The organism is Pseudomonas sp. MPFS (assembly GCF_022537035.1).
In the GTDB taxonomy this organism is placed as follows: domain Bacteria; phylum Pseudomonadota; class Gammaproteobacteria; order Pseudomonadales; family Pseudomonadaceae; genus Aquipseudomonas; species Aquipseudomonas sessilinigenes.
Map to the genome: position 1 here is coordinate 3,355,095 of NZ_CP066123.1, position 16,887 is coordinate 3,371,981.

General features: G+C 62.7%; 15 protein-coding genes. All 15 read right to left on the minus strand.

Features of this window, described 5'->3' with window-relative positions:
* The 15 genes from I9018_RS15615 to gspE all read right to left on the minus strand — a co-directional run bounded on the left by I9018_RS15615 (nucleotide 1) and on the right by gspE (nucleotide 16,841).
* Nucleotides 1–771, minus strand: coding sequence for a hypothetical protein (locus I9018_RS15615; protein WP_241110036.1), 771 nt, complete (start codon nucleotides 769–771; stop codon nucleotides 1–3).
* A gap of 43 nt (nucleotides 772–814) precedes the next feature.
* On the minus strand, nucleotides 815–2,134 hold the full coding sequence (locus I9018_RS15620; RefSeq protein WP_068576946.1) for a hypothetical protein: 1,320 nt from the start codon (nucleotides 2,132–2,134) through the stop codon (nucleotides 815–817).
* A 15-nt stretch (nucleotides 2,135–2,149) separates the two neighbouring features.
* The gene (locus I9018_RS15625; protein WP_241110037.1) at nucleotides 2,150–6,184 is read right to left on the minus strand and encodes a hypothetical protein; all 4,035 of its coding nucleotides are present in this window, start codon (nucleotides 6,182–6,184) and stop codon (nucleotides 2,150–2,152) included.
* A 33-nt stretch (nucleotides 6,185–6,217) separates the two neighbouring features.
* Nucleotides 6,218–6,541 (minus strand): hypothetical protein, encoded by a 324-nt coding sequence (locus I9018_RS15630; protein WP_068576948.1) that lies wholly within the window; start codon nucleotides 6,539–6,541, stop codon nucleotides 6,218–6,220.
* Between the two features lie 350 nt (nucleotides 6,542–6,891).
* On the minus strand, nucleotides 6,892–9,093 hold the full coding sequence (gspD, locus tag I9018_RS15635) for a type II secretion system secretin GspD (protein ID WP_241110152.1): 2,202 nt from the start codon (nucleotides 9,091–9,093) through the stop codon (nucleotides 6,892–6,894).
* Nucleotides 9,094–9,128: 35 nt separating this feature from the next.
* Nucleotides 9,129–9,665, minus strand: a complete 537-nt coding sequence (locus tag I9018_RS15640) for a general secretion pathway protein GspN (protein ID WP_241110038.1) — start codon at nucleotides 9,663–9,665, stop codon at nucleotides 9,129–9,131.
* The gene (gspM, locus tag I9018_RS15645; RefSeq protein ID WP_241110039.1) at nucleotides 9,662–10,261 is read right to left on the minus strand and encodes a type II secretion system protein GspM; all 600 of its coding nucleotides are present in this window, start codon (nucleotides 10,259–10,261) and stop codon (nucleotides 9,662–9,664) included. Before gspM ends, I9018_RS15640 begins: the two co-directional genes overlap by 4 nt.
* The gene (locus I9018_RS15650) at nucleotides 10,236–11,333 is read right to left on the minus strand and encodes a PilN domain-containing protein (protein ID WP_241110040.1); all 1,098 of its coding nucleotides are present in this window, start codon (nucleotides 11,331–11,333) and stop codon (nucleotides 10,236–10,238) included. Before I9018_RS15650 ends, gspM begins: the two co-directional genes overlap by 26 nt.
* Nucleotides 11,330–12,043: a type II secretion system protein GspK gene (locus I9018_RS15655; protein WP_241110041.1), complete on the minus strand. Its 714-nt coding sequence runs from the start codon at nucleotides 12,041–12,043 to the stop codon at nucleotides 11,330–11,332. Before I9018_RS15655 ends, I9018_RS15650 begins: the two co-directional genes overlap by 4 nt.
* A complete protein-coding gene (locus I9018_RS15660) occupies nucleotides 12,040–12,651 on the minus strand; it encodes a prepilin-type N-terminal cleavage/methylation domain-containing protein (protein ID WP_241110042.1) in 612 nt (203 codons plus the stop codon). The genes I9018_RS15655 and I9018_RS15660 overlap by 4 nt, the downstream gene beginning before the upstream one ends.
* Nucleotides 12,648–13,028, minus strand: a complete 381-nt coding sequence (locus I9018_RS15665) for a type II secretion system protein (protein WP_124347607.1) — start codon at nucleotides 13,026–13,028, stop codon at nucleotides 12,648–12,650. The genes I9018_RS15660 and I9018_RS15665 overlap by 4 nt, the downstream gene beginning before the upstream one ends.
* Nucleotides 13,025–13,489 carry a GspH/FimT family protein gene (locus I9018_RS15670; RefSeq protein ID WP_241110043.1) on the minus strand — a complete coding sequence of 155 codons (465 nt, stop codon included), beginning with the start codon at nucleotides 13,487–13,489 and terminating at the stop codon, nucleotides 13,025–13,027. Before I9018_RS15670 ends, I9018_RS15665 begins: the two co-directional genes overlap by 4 nt.
* A 2-nt stretch (nucleotides 13,490–13,491) precedes the next feature.
* Nucleotides 13,492–13,914: a type II secretion system major pseudopilin GspG gene (gspG, locus tag I9018_RS15675; protein WP_068576964.1), complete on the minus strand. Its 423-nt coding sequence runs from the start codon at nucleotides 13,912–13,914 to the stop codon at nucleotides 13,492–13,494.
* Between the two features lie 12 nt (nucleotides 13,915–13,926).
* The gene (gene gspF, locus I9018_RS15680) at nucleotides 13,927–15,138 is read right to left on the minus strand and encodes a type II secretion system inner membrane protein GspF (protein WP_241110044.1); all 1,212 of its coding nucleotides are present in this window, start codon (nucleotides 15,136–15,138) and stop codon (nucleotides 13,927–13,929) included.
* A 2-nt stretch (nucleotides 15,139–15,140) separates the two neighbouring features.
* Nucleotides 15,141–16,841: a type II secretion system ATPase GspE gene (gene gspE, locus I9018_RS15685; protein ID WP_241110045.1), complete on the minus strand. Its 1,701-nt coding sequence runs from the start codon at nucleotides 16,839–16,841 to the stop codon at nucleotides 15,141–15,143.
* Nucleotides 16,842–16,887 lie beyond the last annotated feature (46 nt).

The following is a 16,887-nucleotide window of genomic DNA, read 5'->3' on the forward strand; positions in this document are numbered from 1 at the left end:
TCAGTTCCCCTTTGTTTGCAGGCTTACTTGCAGTGTGCCGACGTTGTCGCGCAAACCTACGCCGTAGACCCCATCCAAGTCATCGTTGATACACAATTGCAGCGGTCCCGACTGACCCGCTGGCGCTTGCACGTAGGCTCCTACGAGAAATGGCCCATTGCTGCCGATCTTGCCGATCAGTGCGCCTTCCGGTGCACCCGGCAAGGTGTAGCGTGCGGGGGCTTTGAAGCGAGAGTCGCCGGCGGGACCCACCATGCCGTTGGCGGGGTTGGCGGTCCACGACCCTTGGGCACTGATCAGCGTGACCTGGCGGCCGGTCACATTCAGCCCGCTGGCCTGCCAGGCCTGGTTGGCCTGTACGGTCAGGGTGATCGGGTACAGCACATTGACGGCATCGCTGGTGCTATTGGCATCGAAACCCGCGCCAGCCAGGGCACTGGCCATTTCGGGCGCTGGCGTGCCGGGCAAGACGTTGGGCGCGAGGATGATTCCACCTATTTCAAGGGCAGTCAGATTCGGATAGGTCTCGCGCAGGATGATCGCCAGTGCTGCGGCAGTGATGGGCGAGAACACGTTGTGTACCGCTTCGGCCACCACGGCGCCGTTGTGAACGAACGCCTGCTGCGGTAGCGAGAACGCCCTGGCGCCGACGCCGGTTGCAGCCGATGCCGTTGCCGATGCCAGCGCCACGCGTACGGCCTCACCCGGCCCCATGCCCTGCTCCTTGAGGGGTTGCAGAAGCTTGCTCAAGGTTGGTACGTCGATTGTCATGCGGGTATTCCTCTTAAGGATTAAGGAGGGGCAGAGAGGCCGATCAGCCCTGCGGTGGAGGGCTGGTGCGCGTCCAGCCGGCCCAGTCACCACCCGGTGATCCTTGGGCGATCTGCCACAGCTGGTTATCGTTGTCGACAGCCCAGAGCAGTACGCAGCCCGTGTTCTGCAAGGCCGCCGCCACTTTCTTCATGGGCGCCGGCTGTTGCTTGAAGCCGGGGCCTTCCCAACGGCTCCAGGGGCCGCCGGCAGTGGTCTGGTACAACGTCCACAGCTGACCACTGGCACCAATGCCCCATAGTTCCACACCCCGGTTGCCGAGCTGTTCCGAGGCAGCGATAGCGGTGAAGGGTTCGGGCTGGCCGACAAAGCCAGGGCCTTGCCAAGCACCCCAGTCGCCACCCGGCGACTGTTGGCCGATGCCCCACAACCGACCCTCGCGGTCCAGCCCCCAGAACATCACGTTGCCATTGTTCTGCTGCGCGGCTGCCAGTTTGAACAGAGGAGTGGGCTGGCCCTTGAATCCGGGGCCCTCCCAATGGCTCCAGGCGCCGCCTGCAGTGAGTTGGTACAAGGTCCAGACTTGCCCGTCAGCACCGGCGGCCCAGAGCTCGACGCCCCTGTGGCCACCTTGTTGCGAAGCCGCCAGTTGCTCGAAGGCACAAGGCTGGGCACCTACGTTGGGACCATTCCAGGCGTTCCAGTCGCCGCCGGGACTGCCCTGGCCACAGGTCCAGACGCTGCCTGCGCCGTCCAGCCCGGCAAACAGTACGTTTCCATTGTTCTGTAGCGCAGCGGCCAGTTGCATCAATGGCTTGGGCTGGTTCTTGAAGCCCGGCCCCTCCCAGGCGCTCCAGTTTGCGCCTGGGGTTCGTTGGTACAAGGTCCATACCTGCCCGGGTGTGCCGGCTACCCACAATTCGATGCCTCGGTTGCCGCCTTGCATCGAGGTGGCAATCGCCGCGAAGGGCTCCTGGACGGGTGGAGCGGGGTAGAGCTCCTTGATGGCCTGCGCCACTGCTGCCGGTGAAAAGCCTGCCGAAACCAGCGCACTCTGCATTTGCTCGGCGGTGGTATGGGGGAACACACCCGGCGCCAGCAGGATCTTGCCGACCGCTACCGGCCCGAGGTCCGGATAGAGCTGGTGCAGGATGCTGGCCATCTCGGGGAGCGTGACAGGCGCATAGACCTGAACCAGCGCCTGGACCAGGGATACGTGTGGTCCGAATGCATCGGCTAGGCGTGCGCCAGCGCTGCCGGTGTTGAACTGTGCCAGCACGGTATTCGCGGCTTGCACGGCAGTCATGCCTTGCTGGCGCAAGGGCTGCAGGAGCCGGATCAGGCTCGGGACATCGGTTGTCATACAGGGCTCCTTGCTTCAGTGGTAAGCGCTGACCAGCGCGGTGGACAGATCCAAGGGAGACAAGCCGGGCAACGCCGCCTTGAGCCCCGCGCCGGTATCTTCGGCGGGGTATCCGGCTTGCGCCATGGCGGCGGCCAAGTCCTTGGCGAGCAGTTCGGGGAATGCCTTGTGCAGAGCGATTGCACAGGCCGCGCCGGTCGCACCCTGGGCTCGTAGCGCACGAGCCGTTTGCACGGGACCGGGGTACGCCTGGATCAGCGCCTCCGCCAAGGCTTGCGGTGGCGTCTGTGGCCAAGCCGCGAGCAAGCCCTTGCTGGTGTCGGCCACAGCGTAACCGCCCCCGGCCATGGCACTGGCCAGGGTGTCGAGGGTCAGGGCAGGGAACGCGTGGGCCAATTGCGGCCCACAGTCGACACCGGCTACGCCTTGGGCCCGCAGACGGCTGGCCATCTGCACCGGGTCCGGGTAGGCCTGTGCCAGCGCGGCCGCCAGGTCCTGGGGCGAGGTCTGCGGCCAAACGGCCATGAGGCCCTTGCTGGTGTCGGCCATGGCGTAACCGCCCCCGGCCATGGCGCTGGCCAGGGTGTTGAGGGTCAGGGCGGGGAACGCGTGGGCCAATTGCGGCCCACAGTCGACACCGGCTACGCCCTGGGCCCGCAGACGGCTGGCCATCTGCACCGGGTCCGGGTAGGCCTGCGCCAGCGCGGCCGCCAGGTCCTGGGGCGAGGTCTGCGGCCAAACGGCCATGAGGCCCTTGCTGGTGTCGGCCATGGCGTAACCGCCCCCGGCCATGGCACTGGCCAGGGTGTCGAGGGTCAGGCTCGGGAAGGCGTCCAGCAATTGTTGGGCGCAATGGACTCCATCGACCTTCTGGCTGTTAAGAGCCGTCGCCATCTCTAGAGCGCTGGCGTACAGCGTGATGGTGACGTCGACCGTGGTCGAAGGCACACCGGGCACGATGTCGTTCTGGCCCTCGGCAGGGATGGCCTGGACCTGTAGTTGGTAGAGTCGTGGCGAGCCGGCGGCACCGGTGAGGGTCAGTTTCGCAACCCACTCTTGGCCCTGGGCACTGGCTTGCAACGGGGTCACTTGCAACGGACTGCCGGCGCTGTGTATGACCGCCTGATAGCGTGTGGCATTGGCCACTGCTTGCCAGCGCAGGGTGACGTTGCTGCCGGCACTGCTGGCTTGCAGGTTCAACGGCTGGTCCAGGCGAACCAGGGTCAGCACGTCGCTGGCCGGGCTAGCCACGGTGGTGCTGCTGCCATGTGTCACCAGGCTGAAGCCAAAGTTGCCGGCAGGCGCCGCCGCCTCGAAGGTGACGACGCACTGCGTAGGCGGTGGCTGTTGCGGTTGGGGGGGCGTAATGTTCCGGTCGGGGACCCAGGTGCTACCGCCATGCACGCTGGAGAGGACATAAGACTGCGCTTCGGGCACGGCCGCCCAGCTCAGCATCACTCCACAGTCAGGTGCGATGATGCTGCTCTCGTTGTGCGCCTGCAGGGCTGTCGGCGCGGCAAGACGCTGGAATGATGCACCGACCCATACCGTCTTGGCATCGCCATGAGTACCCTGCACCTGGGCCTTGTAAGGGCCGGGGAGCCATTGGGCGTCGAAATCGAAATGGGTGTCGCGCGCGGCGACGTCCAGGCCAGGTTGGTCGAGCAGGACTTTTGCTGCGCTGTCGAGCAGTTGCGCATGATAGCCGGCGTTCCCCTGGCCACCGCCCCAGGCGAGTGTCACTACCCGGTTGGCGACGCTGACGCTGGGGTGGTCGGGCGGGCTTTGGGTGCCCGTCCCCGTGCCGGTGCCCGTTCCAGTGCCTGTGCCCGTACCGGTTCCAGTACCTGTGCCGGTTCCAGTGCCCGTCCCCGTACCGGTTCCGCCGACGATCGCGATGATGCTCGCAACCGCACCTGCTACCGCCGCCGCGGCGCCCGCGGCTCCAGCGGCGGCCGCTTCGGATGCGGCCAGTGCCGAAGCTGCGGTTGAAGCCACGGCGTCGGCGGCGGCGCCGTCTATCAGTTGCTGGCATGCCAGCGTGGCTGCGTAAGAGGCGGCAGCCTTGCCCGCCGTCAGCGCAATCAAGGTGGCAATGGCCTCGCTGTTCTTGAGCAGGCCTTGCACGAACGATTCCGCCGCGCTGGCCAGGGCGCGGTCGATATAGGCCCCGAGCTCCGACATCTTGATCGAGTTAGGCAGGGGAATCGAGACAATGCCAGGGAAGGGGATCGCTGCGGCGGTCAACGAGGTGTCGGCGATCGTCAGGGTGTACTTGCCATCCAGTTGCAGGCTGACGCCGTTGTCCTGCGTGCTGAACGACACGCTGATATTGAATGTCGATTTGAGCAAGGTCTTGAAGGCGAAATCTACCAACTTACCGCAGCCGGAACTGCCTTGTTCGGACAGCTTTTGCAGTGTCTTGATGAAGTCTATCGCCTGGGTCAGGTAGTCGAAGCTTGGCCAGTTGGTGACCTGGAAACCACCATCCTTGCTGTAGCGCACACCCAGCGAGACATTTTTCGGCAGAAACGGCGAGTAATCGGACAGAGAGGTGAGCGTGCCGTCGATCTGCATGTTGCCCTTGCTGTTCTTGCTGGTCATCACGCTGACATCGACGCCGAACGATGCCTGCATGAACCACAAGCTGCCAGCAAACCCCATCGACTGCTTGCCCGAGACCGTGGAGATGGCGAGTGCCGGGCCACCAGTGGCGCTGGTCGCCTTCGGCGCGGCAATGGTCAGGATGTAGATGTCGATGGGATTGCCCAGGGCGATGGAAGCGGTGACACCGTCCTTGGCGATCTGGATGTTGCCAACCACCTCGAAGGTGGTGACCAGCGTCAGGTCAAACAGCGCCTGGATATTGAAACCCGGTTGGTAGGCGATGCTGCTGGCCGGAGGCGTGGCAGGCAATGTGCCCGGCGCGATGGGGCAGGCGAACGTATCCAGGCTCAATGGCTGGCTGCCGGCCGTCTTGCAGTAGTAGAGCTGGCTGCCGGCCTTGAACACGATGTTGATCAGCGAACTGGGCCACACCGCCTCACCGATGCATTGGTTGAACACATCACCGATCGAGAGGGTCTTGTCGACTTTGACACTGGCCACCTGAGGGGTGGTGTTCTGCAGGTAGATGTATCCGGTGAGCTGGGCCGACCCCACCTTGACGGTGCCTTGTACCTGAAAGTTCTTCTGCGCGCTGGGGCCGCCATAGCGAGCGAAGACGCCGAACATCAGGTTGCTGAACGAGATACCGGTCATGGCCCCACCGAACAATGTGGGGATGCTGGCGTCAGGCGTAGCCGACTGCAGGCAGGCCGCGAAGGTCTTGTTTACATCGTCGGAAACCAGCGCACCACTAAAGGCATAGTTGTTGTCGAACACCGAGACGCTGAGGTTGCCGATGACGCTCAGTTGCCTGGCCGTGGTGAACTGATAGTTGATTTTGATGTTCTCAAAACCGAACAGGCCAAACAGCTTGATATTGGGAAGCGCCGCCGCGTAGAACGCCTGCTTGACTGCGGTGCCAGCCGCGCTGCCGCTGGCAAGTACGGCAGACAAGGAGAGCGTGTCACCGGCGCCTGCCGAGGTGTCGTAACCGATCTGCACCAGGCTGCCGAACAGTTCTATGTCCTTGAGGCTGACCGTCAGCCAGAACCCGCAGGTGTTATCCATGGTCAGCGTGGTTTTCGCCACGCTCGTGGGAACCGGCGTTTGTGGAAAAATGCTGAACAGATTCGTGCCGCTGGGCGGCGTACCGCTGCCGAAATGGCTGAAGGTGAAGAAGCCTGCATCCTGTACCAGTAAGCGGCCAGTGGGCAGTTGCGTATTGAAGGCGTTGTTGATCAGCTCAAGAACATCCATCCCGCCAGAATTAGCGGAGGCCAGGTCCGCGTAGATCAGGCTGTATTGGCGTGACAAGTCCAGTTGGCACTTGCTCTGGGTGGCGAACTTGCCACCGAAAATCTCTGACCAAGCAAAATGTGCCGATACGCGGATATCCATGGGCGAGCGGCCCTCCCGCAGGCGAGGTACGAAGTAGTGGGGCAATGACTCTTGCCCCTCCACGTAGGCGAACGTGAATCAGCTGAAGGTGTGGGTCTTGGAATTGTAGGTACCTTCCGAGACGACCACGTTCAGGTCTTTGACCACATCGCTGCCGATCGCGCCCGAGATCACGTCCATCGGTGGCGACACGGCGACGTACACCTGATTGGTCGTGCCCACGGCGACTTCCAGCAGGGTTTCCGGGTCCGGCGTCTTGCCGCCAGCTTCGGGAGCCTGGGAAACGACGCTGAACAGGAACGGTGCTGCCGCTGTGGGGGCGGAACTGGGGATGGCGAGCGAGGCAGTGTAGGTTTTGTTATCGATGTTGAAGACTGCGTTTACGACAGCGCTGATGGCCATTATGAGAACTCCATTCTGCATTGACTGGCGATTACGATGGGTGCCCAGCTTTCTGGTACCCGACGGTGACGCAAGATCACTGTAGTCGGCATGGTTAATAGCAAATAGCCATGCGACAAACGGTCATTACTGGGGCGTTCAACACCCACTTTTATCTGGCAGGGAGGAACGCTGAACCAGCCCAGAGATGCGGTCCGGGCTGCGTATTACGAGCAGTGATCGACCGCTCCCGTTCAACGATGGATGCCCCCAGCTCAGGCCGAGAAAAACTCAACGCGGTGCCGGGATGAGGTGACCACTGCAATTGAGCCTGGACAGTCGCTGCACAGGCTTTTCAGCGCCCTGATCTTTCAAAGTTTTTGCAGTGGCTGGATAAGCTGGAAGCGCTGGCGATACTCATCCGTCACCTGGCGCGCCTCGCTGTTGCCGGTGATCACCCGTGGGGTGATGAGCACGATCAGTTCCGACCGGTCGTCATTGCGGGTGGTTGTGCCGAACAGCCACTTCAGGCCTGGCACCTTGCCCAGGTACGGTACGCTGCGATTGGCCTCTACCTGGTTTTGCTTGATCAGGCCGCCCAGCAGGACAGTCTGGCCGCTTTGCACGGCGACTTGGGTAGACACCGCGCGGGTCGAGATGGTGGGGTTGGCCGGTGGCGTCGCCGTCGTGCCGGTTCCGCCGCTGGCGGTCGGCGTGGCGTCGCTGACCTGCTGCTGGATGTCCATGTACACCAAGCCGCCGGGGTTGATGCGTGGCACCACATTGAGGATCACCCCGGTCTGTACGTACTGCACTGAGCTGGTCTGGATGGCTCCGACCCCGGTATTGATAGTGGTCTGGCTAATCGGGATGTTGTTGCCCACCTGGATCCGCGCTTGCTGGTTGTTCATCACCACCAGCGAGGGCGCCGAGAGCACCTTGGTGTTGCCGCTGGTTTCCAGCGCGCGCAAGGCCACCTGGAAGTTGTTGCTGACAAAGGAGTAGAACAGCGAAGCCGATTTCACCTCGACGCCGCCTCCGCCCAACGCACCCTGGCTACCCGAGGTGTTCTGCACGCCAGGAGTGGTCGAGTGGCCCGCCAGGTTCCCCAGGTACCATTGCACGCCTTGCTCCAGAGAACCGGTCAGGCTGACTTCGAGAATGCGTGTTTCGATCTGCACCTGCAGGGGGGGATTGTCCAGGCGTTGTATCGCCGACTCGATTTCAGCCCATTGCGCCGGCCGGCTGCGCACCAACAATTGGTTGCTGCTTTTCTGGGCCGTGATGCGCACCGAATTGTCGAATGTTTCGTTGCTCGTGGCGTTTTCGGCCTGCGCCTGATCCTCGCTGCTGGCCTCGAACTCTTCTTCCGGCTGTGCCGCGTTGGTGCCTTCAGCGTTGCCGTTACCACCGATCCCATTGATGCCCGATGGCAGGCCTGAAACATTGCCGCTGCTGTCGCTGCCAGTACCGTAACCATTGCTCGACAGGGTGACCGTACGCAGGCCGGGCGCTACCTGGGCGGCCGGCTCATCGGTGATTTTTGCATTGCCGTAGATCTGCCGCAGGTACTTGGCAAGGTCAGTGGCCTTCATGTTGCGCACGTCGTACACATACATTTGCGGTTCATTGCCGCCGCCCTGGTCAATGGCTTCGATCCAGCGCCCGACATCACTGAGGTACTGCGGCTGAGAAGAGATCACCACGATGGAGTTGGTGCGTTCGATCGGCAGGAAACGCAACATCCCGGCCAGGGGTGTCGTGCTTTGCGCTCCGAACAAATGCTCAAGCTCAGGCATCAACTTGCTGACGTTGGCGTGCTTGAGCCCGAAGACGCTGACGGACATGCCCTTGAGCCAATTGACATCGAAGGTGTCGATGGTCTGCTGATAGTTGTTCAGCTCATCGGGAGTGCCCGCCATGATCAGCAGGTTGCGGGCGGCGTCGACCTGCACGAAGGCATTGTCCCGGGCCATGGGCTGCAAGAGCTTTTGCATTTGCGGTGCGGAAATATAGTTGAGCAGAAAGAACCGGGCCGTCATGCCGCTGCCGGGTTGTGGCAATGCCAGCTGCGGCGCGAGCCGGCCGGCGATCGCCGTGTTCGCCGGCAGCACAACGTAACTGCCGTTCTGCCGGATAATGGCGTTCCTGGTCAGCGCCAACAGGGTTTCCAGGATCGAGAAAGCCTGGTTCTTGTCGACGGGCCTGGAGGTCGAGAAGGTGACGTCGCCCGCCACACCCGGGGCGATGCTGTAGTTCTCCTTCAGCACATCACCCAGGATGGTGTTGGCCACGGCCTGGATCGAAACATTGGCGAAGTTGAAGGTGACGCCTGGCTCTTGCGATGCCGTCGCGGCTTGGGGCGGCGCTGACGGTTTTTTATTGATGAAGTGCTGGTTGCCCTGGACAACCCGGGTCGTGGTCGGCGGTGTGATGATCGCCATTGGCGATGCTTTTGGCGCCGGGATCGGCAGTGGTGTGCGATCAGTACCGGTGCCGGACAAGGCTTCCTTGATCAGCTTGTCGTCCCGGGCGCTGTCGGTGGCGGGTGTTGTACAACCACAGAGCGCCATCGCGCCGGCCAAGCCAGTGTAGATGAATCGTTTTCTCACAGATCGCTGTCCTTGGAAGTGTCAGGCAAAGAGGGGAGAGACGGTGTGTTCTGCGGCACTTTCAATAGCAGCAGCTTCAGCGTTTGGATGTTGGCGCCCTGGGTCAACGTGACGTGTGTCGGTTCGATCCGCTCGACTCGCCAGCCATTGGGCAGTTGTTGCTGTTCGAGGGCTGCCAGCTGTTGCCCGTCGCTGGTCTTGAAAAAGGCCTTGCGCAGGGCTCCGGAAGCGATGACGCCGGTCAGGCTCAGGCCGTTGAGCGACGATGGCGCCTTGTCGGTGGCTGGGGAGGATGGCGGGTCAGGCTGCCTATGGGCGTTGAACAGTGGCTTTTTCCAGGTGTATTCATATGCCGACAGCGCCACGGGCATGGGCCCGGCAGTGACGGCCGCTTTCACCGGGGCTGCCGATGGATCGAGTGCAGGTAGCCACTGAACCTTGGTTCCAACGCCGTTGAGCAAGGTCAGGAGTACCCCCAAGAGGCCCAGTACGGCTGCAATCAGCCAACGAAGCGAGGGCGACAAGCGCGTCATGGCGTCGCTCCTTTTGGCGTTGGGTTTTGCAGGTAGGCGCTGATCAGCAGTTGTGCGGCCAGGCGATTTGAGCTGGCAAGCTGGCCCCGGCTTCTCTCGATCCGCAAGGACTCGATGAACAGCGAGACCTTGCCGTTTTCCAGGCGATGCAGCAGGCCGGCCAGAGGCTCGATGGCGCATTCGAGGTTGATCCGCACACTGACTTGCCGATAGGGCCCTTGCTGGGTGACCGGCACCGGGGTTCGATTGGTCAGCGTGCAGCCATCGCCCACCGTGGCGACTACCTGCAAATCGGCAGCGATCAACTGCATCAGTTGTGCGGTGGCCGCGCCCATGTCGGAATCGGCCAGCAGGTTTTCATTGCCCACGGATGAGCGCCTGACCTGGGCCAGCGAGTGTTCCAGTGCAGGACGCTGGCTGGACAATGCCACGTAGCGTTGCTGGTTGTGGCGTAGCAGCGCCATCTCATCGGCAATGGCCAACAAAGGCTGGCTGAACCAAACATGCAAGGTCAGAAAGTACCCCCCGACCAGGCTCAAAGCGGCCAGGGCCAGGGCCAGGGCGCGCTGGCTAGCGGGGTTTGGTCGCAGGCGCATGGCTGGCCTCCGCTTTGCGTAGGGTGGCGAGCATGCTGAAGCGGTCCTGGCCGGTGACGGGGTCTGGCTGGATGACGCCCTGGAAATTGATGCCTTCCAGGCTACGGCAGGCTTTCATGGCGCTGATCAGGGCGCTGGCCTGGCTGCTTTGGCCGATCAGGCTGACCTGGCCGTCCGGATTGATGTTCAGGGACTCCAGGGTGGTGTTCAGCGGGATGCATTGGCTCAACTCATTGAGCAGCGCCGCCATTGAGGTGGTTTGTGCCCGCCGTTCCACGACATAGCGTTGAGCATCGAGGGTGTCGTCGATCTGCTGATTGAGCGCCTGGACCTGTTGCGTTTGTTGTTGCAGGGTCTTGACCTGCTGCCGCATGTCTTCAAGGGCCTGCTGGCGGTTGTGCAACCAGAGTTGCAGGCAGGCCAGCGCCATGACCAGGGCGACCAGCGCGAGGGCCGGAGCTGGCCGCATCAGCGAGCGGCGTATGCGGGCCCGGCGATGGGGTGCCAGCAAGTCGACGTGCAAACGTGTGCCGTGCTCATCCAGCACATCAACCGCCATGATCGAATGACCGGCCTGTTGCGCCTGATCGAGCAGTGAATCCAGCCGTTCACGGCTGACCACGGCCAGGCGAATGCGGATCAGCGAGTCGTGGGCAGAGGGCAGGCGGACACAGTCGAAATAAACCTGGCTGGCCTTGAATGGGGTGTATTTGTCCATCTCGAACGACAGCATCGAGGTAAGGTCCTGGGCCACCGCCGCTGGCAGCGACACTTCATGGAGCAAACGCTGGTGCGGCAACAGGACCAGGATCGGTGTACCCGATGTCGATGGGGAGGTGGCCGGTTGCAGTTGCCCAACGTCCCCGGTCCAGAAACGCTCGTCCCGTGAAAACAGCAACGGCTGTTTTTTCTCGGGGTTGATCCTGGCTCGCCAGGAGGCGGGCAGGCAGGCCAGGAGCTCTGCCCGCCACCAAGCAAGGAATCCGGGCAGCGGCGACCCTCGCCAGCGCAGCAGTAGCCAGCGGATCAAGGGCTGTAGCCGGTCAGCCAGGGGCTGGATCAGCAGATTCATTCTTTCCAGCGCAGCACCCGATACGGTCGTTGACCGCTTCCTTGTGGTGAGAGAAAAACCACGGCCTCCAGAGAAGCCGAAACCTGATTCTCCAGCGTCGCCAGGACTCGCACGTTAACCACCGACTCAGGGCCCCGCTGGAGCGCGACCTTTGACCGTGACAGTTTGAGCAAGGCCAGCAGTTCGGGGCTGGCCGCATCCACATCCGGTACCGTAAGGCCGGACCATAACGTGAGGTGCGGTAGCAAGCGCTCATACAGGCGTGCCTCCATGCCCGGTAACTGCTGCAACTGTTCGAGTGCTTTAAGGGGGCCGATGCTGCGCTGTTGGCCCAGGCTTTCACTCCATTGCCGAGCCTGTTCGGCGGTTGCCCCGAGGCCATGGGCCAGGCGTGCGAAGCTGTCCAGCGCGGCAAAATTCAAATCCAGTTTGCCGCGCTCGCTGCTGACTTTAAGGCTCAGCGTGGCCTGTTCGAAGGGCAATGAGTACACACGCCCGTCAGCCACCGTGCGCGCCGGATAGGCAAACAACCCTTCGACCGCCAACGCCAAGCCCGCTTGTGCGGCCAGCAGGGCGCGGCTGTGTTGCAGTGCAAAAGCGCTCTGGCGGTTTTCCAGGCGCAGTATCTCGACCAGGCTGCCCATCATCAGTCCCAGCAGGGCGATGGCCCACAAGACCATGATCAATGCGGCGCCGCGCTGGCGACTCATGGGGTCACCTCGGAATCCAGGCGCAAGGCCACGATTTGCGTGGGCCACAGGCCGGCTCCGCGGGTATCGACGTCGATACGCACGGCCTGGGGCAGACGGTCCGGCCAGGGCCAGCGCTCCAGCCAGGCGGTCGGCTGGTGGTTGGGGTCCAGGCCTCTGTAGCTCAAGCGCAGACCCTGGGCCTCCTGCACCAGGATCTGGGGATTGCCCCAGGGATGCGGCCCATCCGTGCGGTCCTGGCTGAAACTGATTTGCAAGCGACTGACACCAGCCGGGCCGGCCACCACTTCAAGGGTATGCACCTGGACGCCAGCAGCGAGTTGTGCGGGCAGCGGAGAAACGAAACGCATGCGTTGTCGCTCTCCTTCGAACACCTGTTCTTGATCCGCCGCGTGGCCAAAATCTTCGGCCAGCGCCTGCTGGAGTGCACTGCGCAGAAAGTTCTGCGCGGTCCTCACTTGGGTCAGGCGATCGGTGTGTTTTTCGCTGAGCAGCAGCAAGTGATTACCGGAGCCCAGGGCGGAGCCGACCAACACCATCAGCAAGCCGAGGAAGCTCAGGGCGAGCAGCACTTCCAGCAGCGTAAACCCGCGCTGGCCTTGCCTCATGGCAGGCCCCCCGCAGGACGCTTGATGGCCTTGAGCGTGACAAAGCGTTCCTGCCGGCTGTCCTTGACCAGCATGAGTTCTAGCTGGTCAAGGACAATGGCCCCCTCACCCCTAAGTGGGGTGGCGCTCAGGCGCCATTGGATACCGTCGCGAGTCCCTTCCAGGTGGGCGCCGCTGCCCAGGCCTTCTCCATACTCGGCCATCAGCGAAGTGGCCATCAGCGCCATTCGGGTTGTCTGACCATCCCTCGCCAGTGCCTGGGTGGCGTAACCCAGGGTGTTGAGTACGACTGCAAACCCAATGCTCAGGACGACAATCGCCGCGAGTAATTCGACCAGGGTAAAGCCACGCTGCTGGCGGGGAGGCAAAGGCGTCATGGCTGTTGCCCACCCCGCCAGTCGACCCGTCCGGTGAGCCAGTCGATATCAATGCGCGTCGCTTGGCTGCCGCGCGCCAGATACAGGTGCCCGCCAGTGGAGCCGCCGTTGGGGTAGAAGGTGATCAGCCCGACTGCCCCTCCATCGCTATCGGCAGTGGCCGCCGTCGTCAGGCGCAGGGTCATGCCGTCCGGCAAGTGGCGCGGTGTCTTACCGGGCATCTGATAGCTGTTGCGCAGCACATCCAGGCGCAGGGAGGCCGGTTGTCCAGTACTGATGGCTTGGCTTCGGACCTGGCGTAACGCCAGGCTCAGATCACGTTTGACCTGACGCTCCTGGGCACTCTTGAGCCCCTGGGAGATACCCGAGGCCAGCAGGCCGAAACCCACGGCAACCAGGAGCAGCACCACCAGCATTTCCAGGAGGGTGAAGCCCTGTTGAGCCGGCCGGATGGCAGGCATGGCTATTCCCAACTGCCCAGGTCCTTGTTGTAGCCGTCGCCGCCGGGCTGGCCATCCTGACCGTAAAAAATCAGGTCGAACGAACCGTGCTGGCCGGGTGTGCGATAGCCGAATGCATGGCCGAACGGGTCCTTCAGATCACTGGCCTTGGCGTACGGACCGTTCCAACTGGACGCATTGGCGGGGCGGGCAAGCAGCGCATCGAGGGTGGGCGGCGGTGACCCGGCGTCCAGCGCATAGCTTTCGATTTTCATCGACAGGCTGGCCAGTTGCGCCTTGCCGGCACCGTACTTGCCCTTGTCGACATTGCCACCGACCTGGCGAACGACGATGGTCGCGACAATGCCGAGCAAGACAATGACCGCCAGCATCTCCAGCAAGGTGAAGCCGCGTTGGCGCTTGGGCAGTGAACGAGTGGTTTTCATTAACGTCTCCGGTCAAAGGTTACTGGTCAGGCTCATCAGCGGCAGCATGATGGCCAGCATGATCACCGCCACCAACGCCGCCATGACCACGGTCAGGCTGGGGACCAGCGCGGCCAACAATCGGTCGATGCTGCGCTTGGCCTCTTCATCGAAAATGCTCGCCACTTTCAACAACATGCCATCGAGTGTCCCGGACTCTTCACCCACTTCGATCATCTGGATCGCGAGGTCAGGCAACCGTTGTTCCGCCTCCAATGCCGTCGACAGCCGCTGGCCGTCCTTGACCTTGACCGTGGCGTTTGCCACGGCGGCGTTCATCGCCAGGTTATTGGCGACTTGCCGGCTGATGTCCAGGGCATTGATCAGGGGTACTCCTTGGGCCAGCAAGGTGCCCAGGGTCCGGGCGAACCGAGCGGTTTCCAGGCGTTTCAACAAGCCGCCGGCCAGGGGTGACCGCAGCAGGTATCGATGCCATTTCAAGCGGTTTGCGGGCCGGCCCATGTAGCTCAGCGCTGTCCAAGCCAGCCCGAGAAGCAGCGCCAATGCATGCAGGCCATAGCTGGAAATAAACTGCCCGAGGTCGAGGATCAGCTGGGTCAGCAGCGGAACAGGCACCCCCAGGCCGTCGAAAATCGGCACGAACTGCGGGACCACATAGGCCAGCAGCAACACCAGCGAGCCGAGCACTCCCACCACCAGGAAGGCCGGGTAAATCAAGGCGTTGATGACTTCGGTGCGAATGGCCTGCGTCCGCTCCAGGTAGCTCGCCAGTTGCCCGAGGCTTTGATCCAGCAACCCGGCGGCTTCGCCGGCGTGAACCAGGCTCAAGTACAGCGGGGTAAAGGACGACTGTTCGACGGCCATGGCTGCTGACAGCGTCTGCCCGGCCTTGACCCGGTCGCGAATGCGCTCGATCAATTGCCGAGCCGCGGGTTTGCCGGGTTGCCGAATCAGGATACCCAGCGCCCGTTCCAGCGGCTGATCAGCCCCGAGCAATGTCGCGAGCTGCTGGGTAAAACGGCTGAGCTCCTCGCGGCTGAAGGGGGAGGAGCGCAACCAGGAGGGGCGAGACAAACCCGTAGCGCCGCTGGCACGTTGTACCCGCAGGACCAGCAGGCCACGCTCTTGTAACTGGCTCGCGGCGGCCTGCGGGTCGCTGGCCTCAAGATGGCCGTTCACGGTGTTGTGGTCGGCATCCAGTGCCTTGTATTGATACTGTTCCATGATCAGTCATTGCGCGTGATGCGCAATACCTCTTCCAGTGAGGTGATACCCGCCAGGGCCTGGCGCAGGCCTTCCTCATGCAAGGTGCGCAAACCAGCAGCGCGAGCGGCCTGTTCCAAGGTAGCAGCGTCGGCGTGACGCATCAGCAGCGAGCGGATTTGCTCATTCATCACCAACAACTCGGTGACGGCACTGCGTCCGCTGTAACCGGTTCCCGGAGCGTCGGCCCTGGGGCGGTACAGCCGGATCGGACGCTCATTGGTGTAGCGATCCAGCTGGTGCTCGGCGATGAGTTGCGCCGGCGCCTCAAAGGCTTCGCGCCATTGCGGGTCCAGCCGTCGCACCAGGCGCTGAGCGAGGATCCCGCTGACGGTCGAGGCGATCAGGTAGCTCTCCACGCCCATGTCCAGCAAGCGGGTAATACTGGCGGCGGCGCTATTGGTGTGCAAGGTCGACAACACCAGATGGCCGGTCAATGACGACTGGATGGCGATCCGACAGGTTTCCAGATCGCGTATTTCACCGATCATGATCACGTCCGGGTCCTGGCGGACAATCGAGCGCAACGCCCCGGCGAAGTCCAGGCCGATGGCCGGCTTGACCTGAATCTGATTGATCCCCGCCAATTGGTATTCGACAGGATCCTCGACGGTGATGATCTTCCGTTCGCTGGTATTGAGTCGGGTCAATGCGGTGTACAGGGTGGTGGTCTTGCCCGAGCCGGTGGGGCCGGTCACCAGCAGAATGCCATGGGGGCGCTCGAGCAAGTCGAGGAGCTGCCGGAGGCGCTGGCCATCGAAGCCCAGGCTGGGAAAGTCGAAGGTCACCTTGTCCCGGTCCAGCAGCCGCATGACCACCGATTCGCCGTGCCGGGTCGGCACCGTCGAGACCCGCAGGTCCAGCTCCTTGCCTTGAATCCTCAACATCATGCGCCCGTCCTGGGGCAGGCGTCGTTCGGCAATGTCCAGGTGCGCCATGATCTTGATCCGGGAAATCACCGCCGCCGACGAACTGACCGGAGGCGCCTCGCCTTCCTGCAAGGTTCCATCGATGCGGTAACGCACCTTGAGCTGGTTTTCGAAGGGTTCGATATGAATGTCCGAGACGCCCAGTTCGACCGCTCGTTGCAACAACAGGTTGACGATCCGGATCACCGGGGCTTCGGAAGCCAGGTCCTTGAGGTGTTCGATATCGTCGCTCTTGTCGACGCTCTCGCCGAGGTTTTCGATCAGCGTGCCCATGGCCGAGCGGCCCTGGCCGTAATAACGCTCGATCAATTGCTCAATCTCACTGCGCAGGCCGATCGACAGGCGCGCCGTGAGCTGGCTGGCATATTCCAGAGCCAGGATCGGATAGCGCTGGGCCGGGTTGCTCACCAATATGTGCAGTTGATGGTCGAAGGGCGGCAAAGGCACCACGCCGTAGTGTTTCAGAAACCGTGGCGAGACGTCCGGCAAACCACCTTCCAGCGGCGGCGCGTCGCTGCCATGCAACAAGGGAATGTCCAGCAGGGTCGACCAGGCCGTTGCCAGGTCTTGTTCCGAGAGCCGGCCGAGTCGAATCAGCAACTCGGGCAACTCGTGTTGTTGCGCGTCGGCCTCCAGCTGCCTGGCTTGTGCAACCTCGGCCCCTTTCAAGTGCCCCTGTGTTACCAGCCAGTCGATAGCTTGCGTGGTCAGTGTGGGTGAGTCGGCTATGGCCATCAGCGGATTCCGTCGGTGAACAGACCTTGTCACCCCATGGCGACCG

What these genes read in the sequence shown, in the direction of transcription:
- I9018_RS15615 (WP_241110036.1), bottom strand. Translation starts at nt 771, where the DNA reads ATGACAATCGACGTACCAACCTTGAGCAAGCTTCTGCAACCCCTCAAG.
- I9018_RS15620 (WP_068576946.1), bottom strand. Translation starts at nt 2,134, where the DNA reads ATGACAACCGATGTCCCGAGCCTGATCCGGCTCCTGCAGCCCTTGCGC.
- I9018_RS15655 (WP_241110041.1), bottom strand. Translation starts at nt 12,043, where the DNA reads ATGAGTCGCCAGCGCGGCGCCGCATTGATCATGGTCTTGTGGGCCATC.
- gspM (WP_241110039.1), bottom strand. Translation starts at nt 10,261, where the DNA reads ATGCGCCTGCGACCAAACCCCGCTAGCCAGCGCGCCCTGGCCCTGGCC.
- I9018_RS15670 (WP_241110043.1), bottom strand. Translation starts at nt 13,489, where the DNA reads ATGCCTGCCATCCGGCCGGCTCAACAGGGCTTCACCCTCCTGGAAATG.
- I9018_RS15630 (WP_068576948.1), bottom strand. Translation starts at nt 6,541, where the DNA reads ATGGCCATCAGCGCTGTCGTAAACGCAGTCTTCAACATCGATAACAAA.
- I9018_RS15665 (WP_124347607.1), bottom strand. Translation starts at nt 13,028, where the DNA reads ATGACGCCTTTGCCTCCCCGCCAGCAGCGTGGCTTTACCCTGGTCGAA.
- gspD (WP_241110152.1), bottom strand. Translation starts at nt 9,093, where the DNA reads ATGGCGCTCTGTGGTTGTACAACACCCGCCACCGACAGCGCCCGGGAC.
- gspG (WP_068576964.1), bottom strand. Translation starts at nt 13,914, where the DNA reads ATGAAAACCACTCGTTCACTGCCCAAGCGCCAACGCGGCTTCACCTTG.
- I9018_RS15650 (WP_241110040.1), bottom strand. Translation starts at nt 11,333, where the DNA reads ATGAATCTGCTGATCCAGCCCCTGGCTGACCGGCTACAGCCCTTGATC.
- gspF (WP_241110044.1), bottom strand. Translation starts at nt 15,138, where the DNA reads ATGGAACAGTATCAATACAAGGCACTGGATGCCGACCACAACACCGTG.
- I9018_RS15640 (WP_241110038.1), bottom strand. Translation starts at nt 9,665, where the DNA reads ATGACGCGCTTGTCGCCCTCGCTTCGTTGGCTGATTGCAGCCGTACTG.
- I9018_RS15660 (WP_241110042.1), bottom strand. Translation starts at nt 12,651, where the DNA reads ATGAGGCAAGGCCAGCGCGGGTTTACGCTGCTGGAAGTGCTGCTCGCC.
- gspE (WP_241110045.1), bottom strand. Translation starts at nt 16,841, where the DNA reads ATGGCCATAGCCGACTCACCCACACTGACCACGCAAGCTATCGACTGG.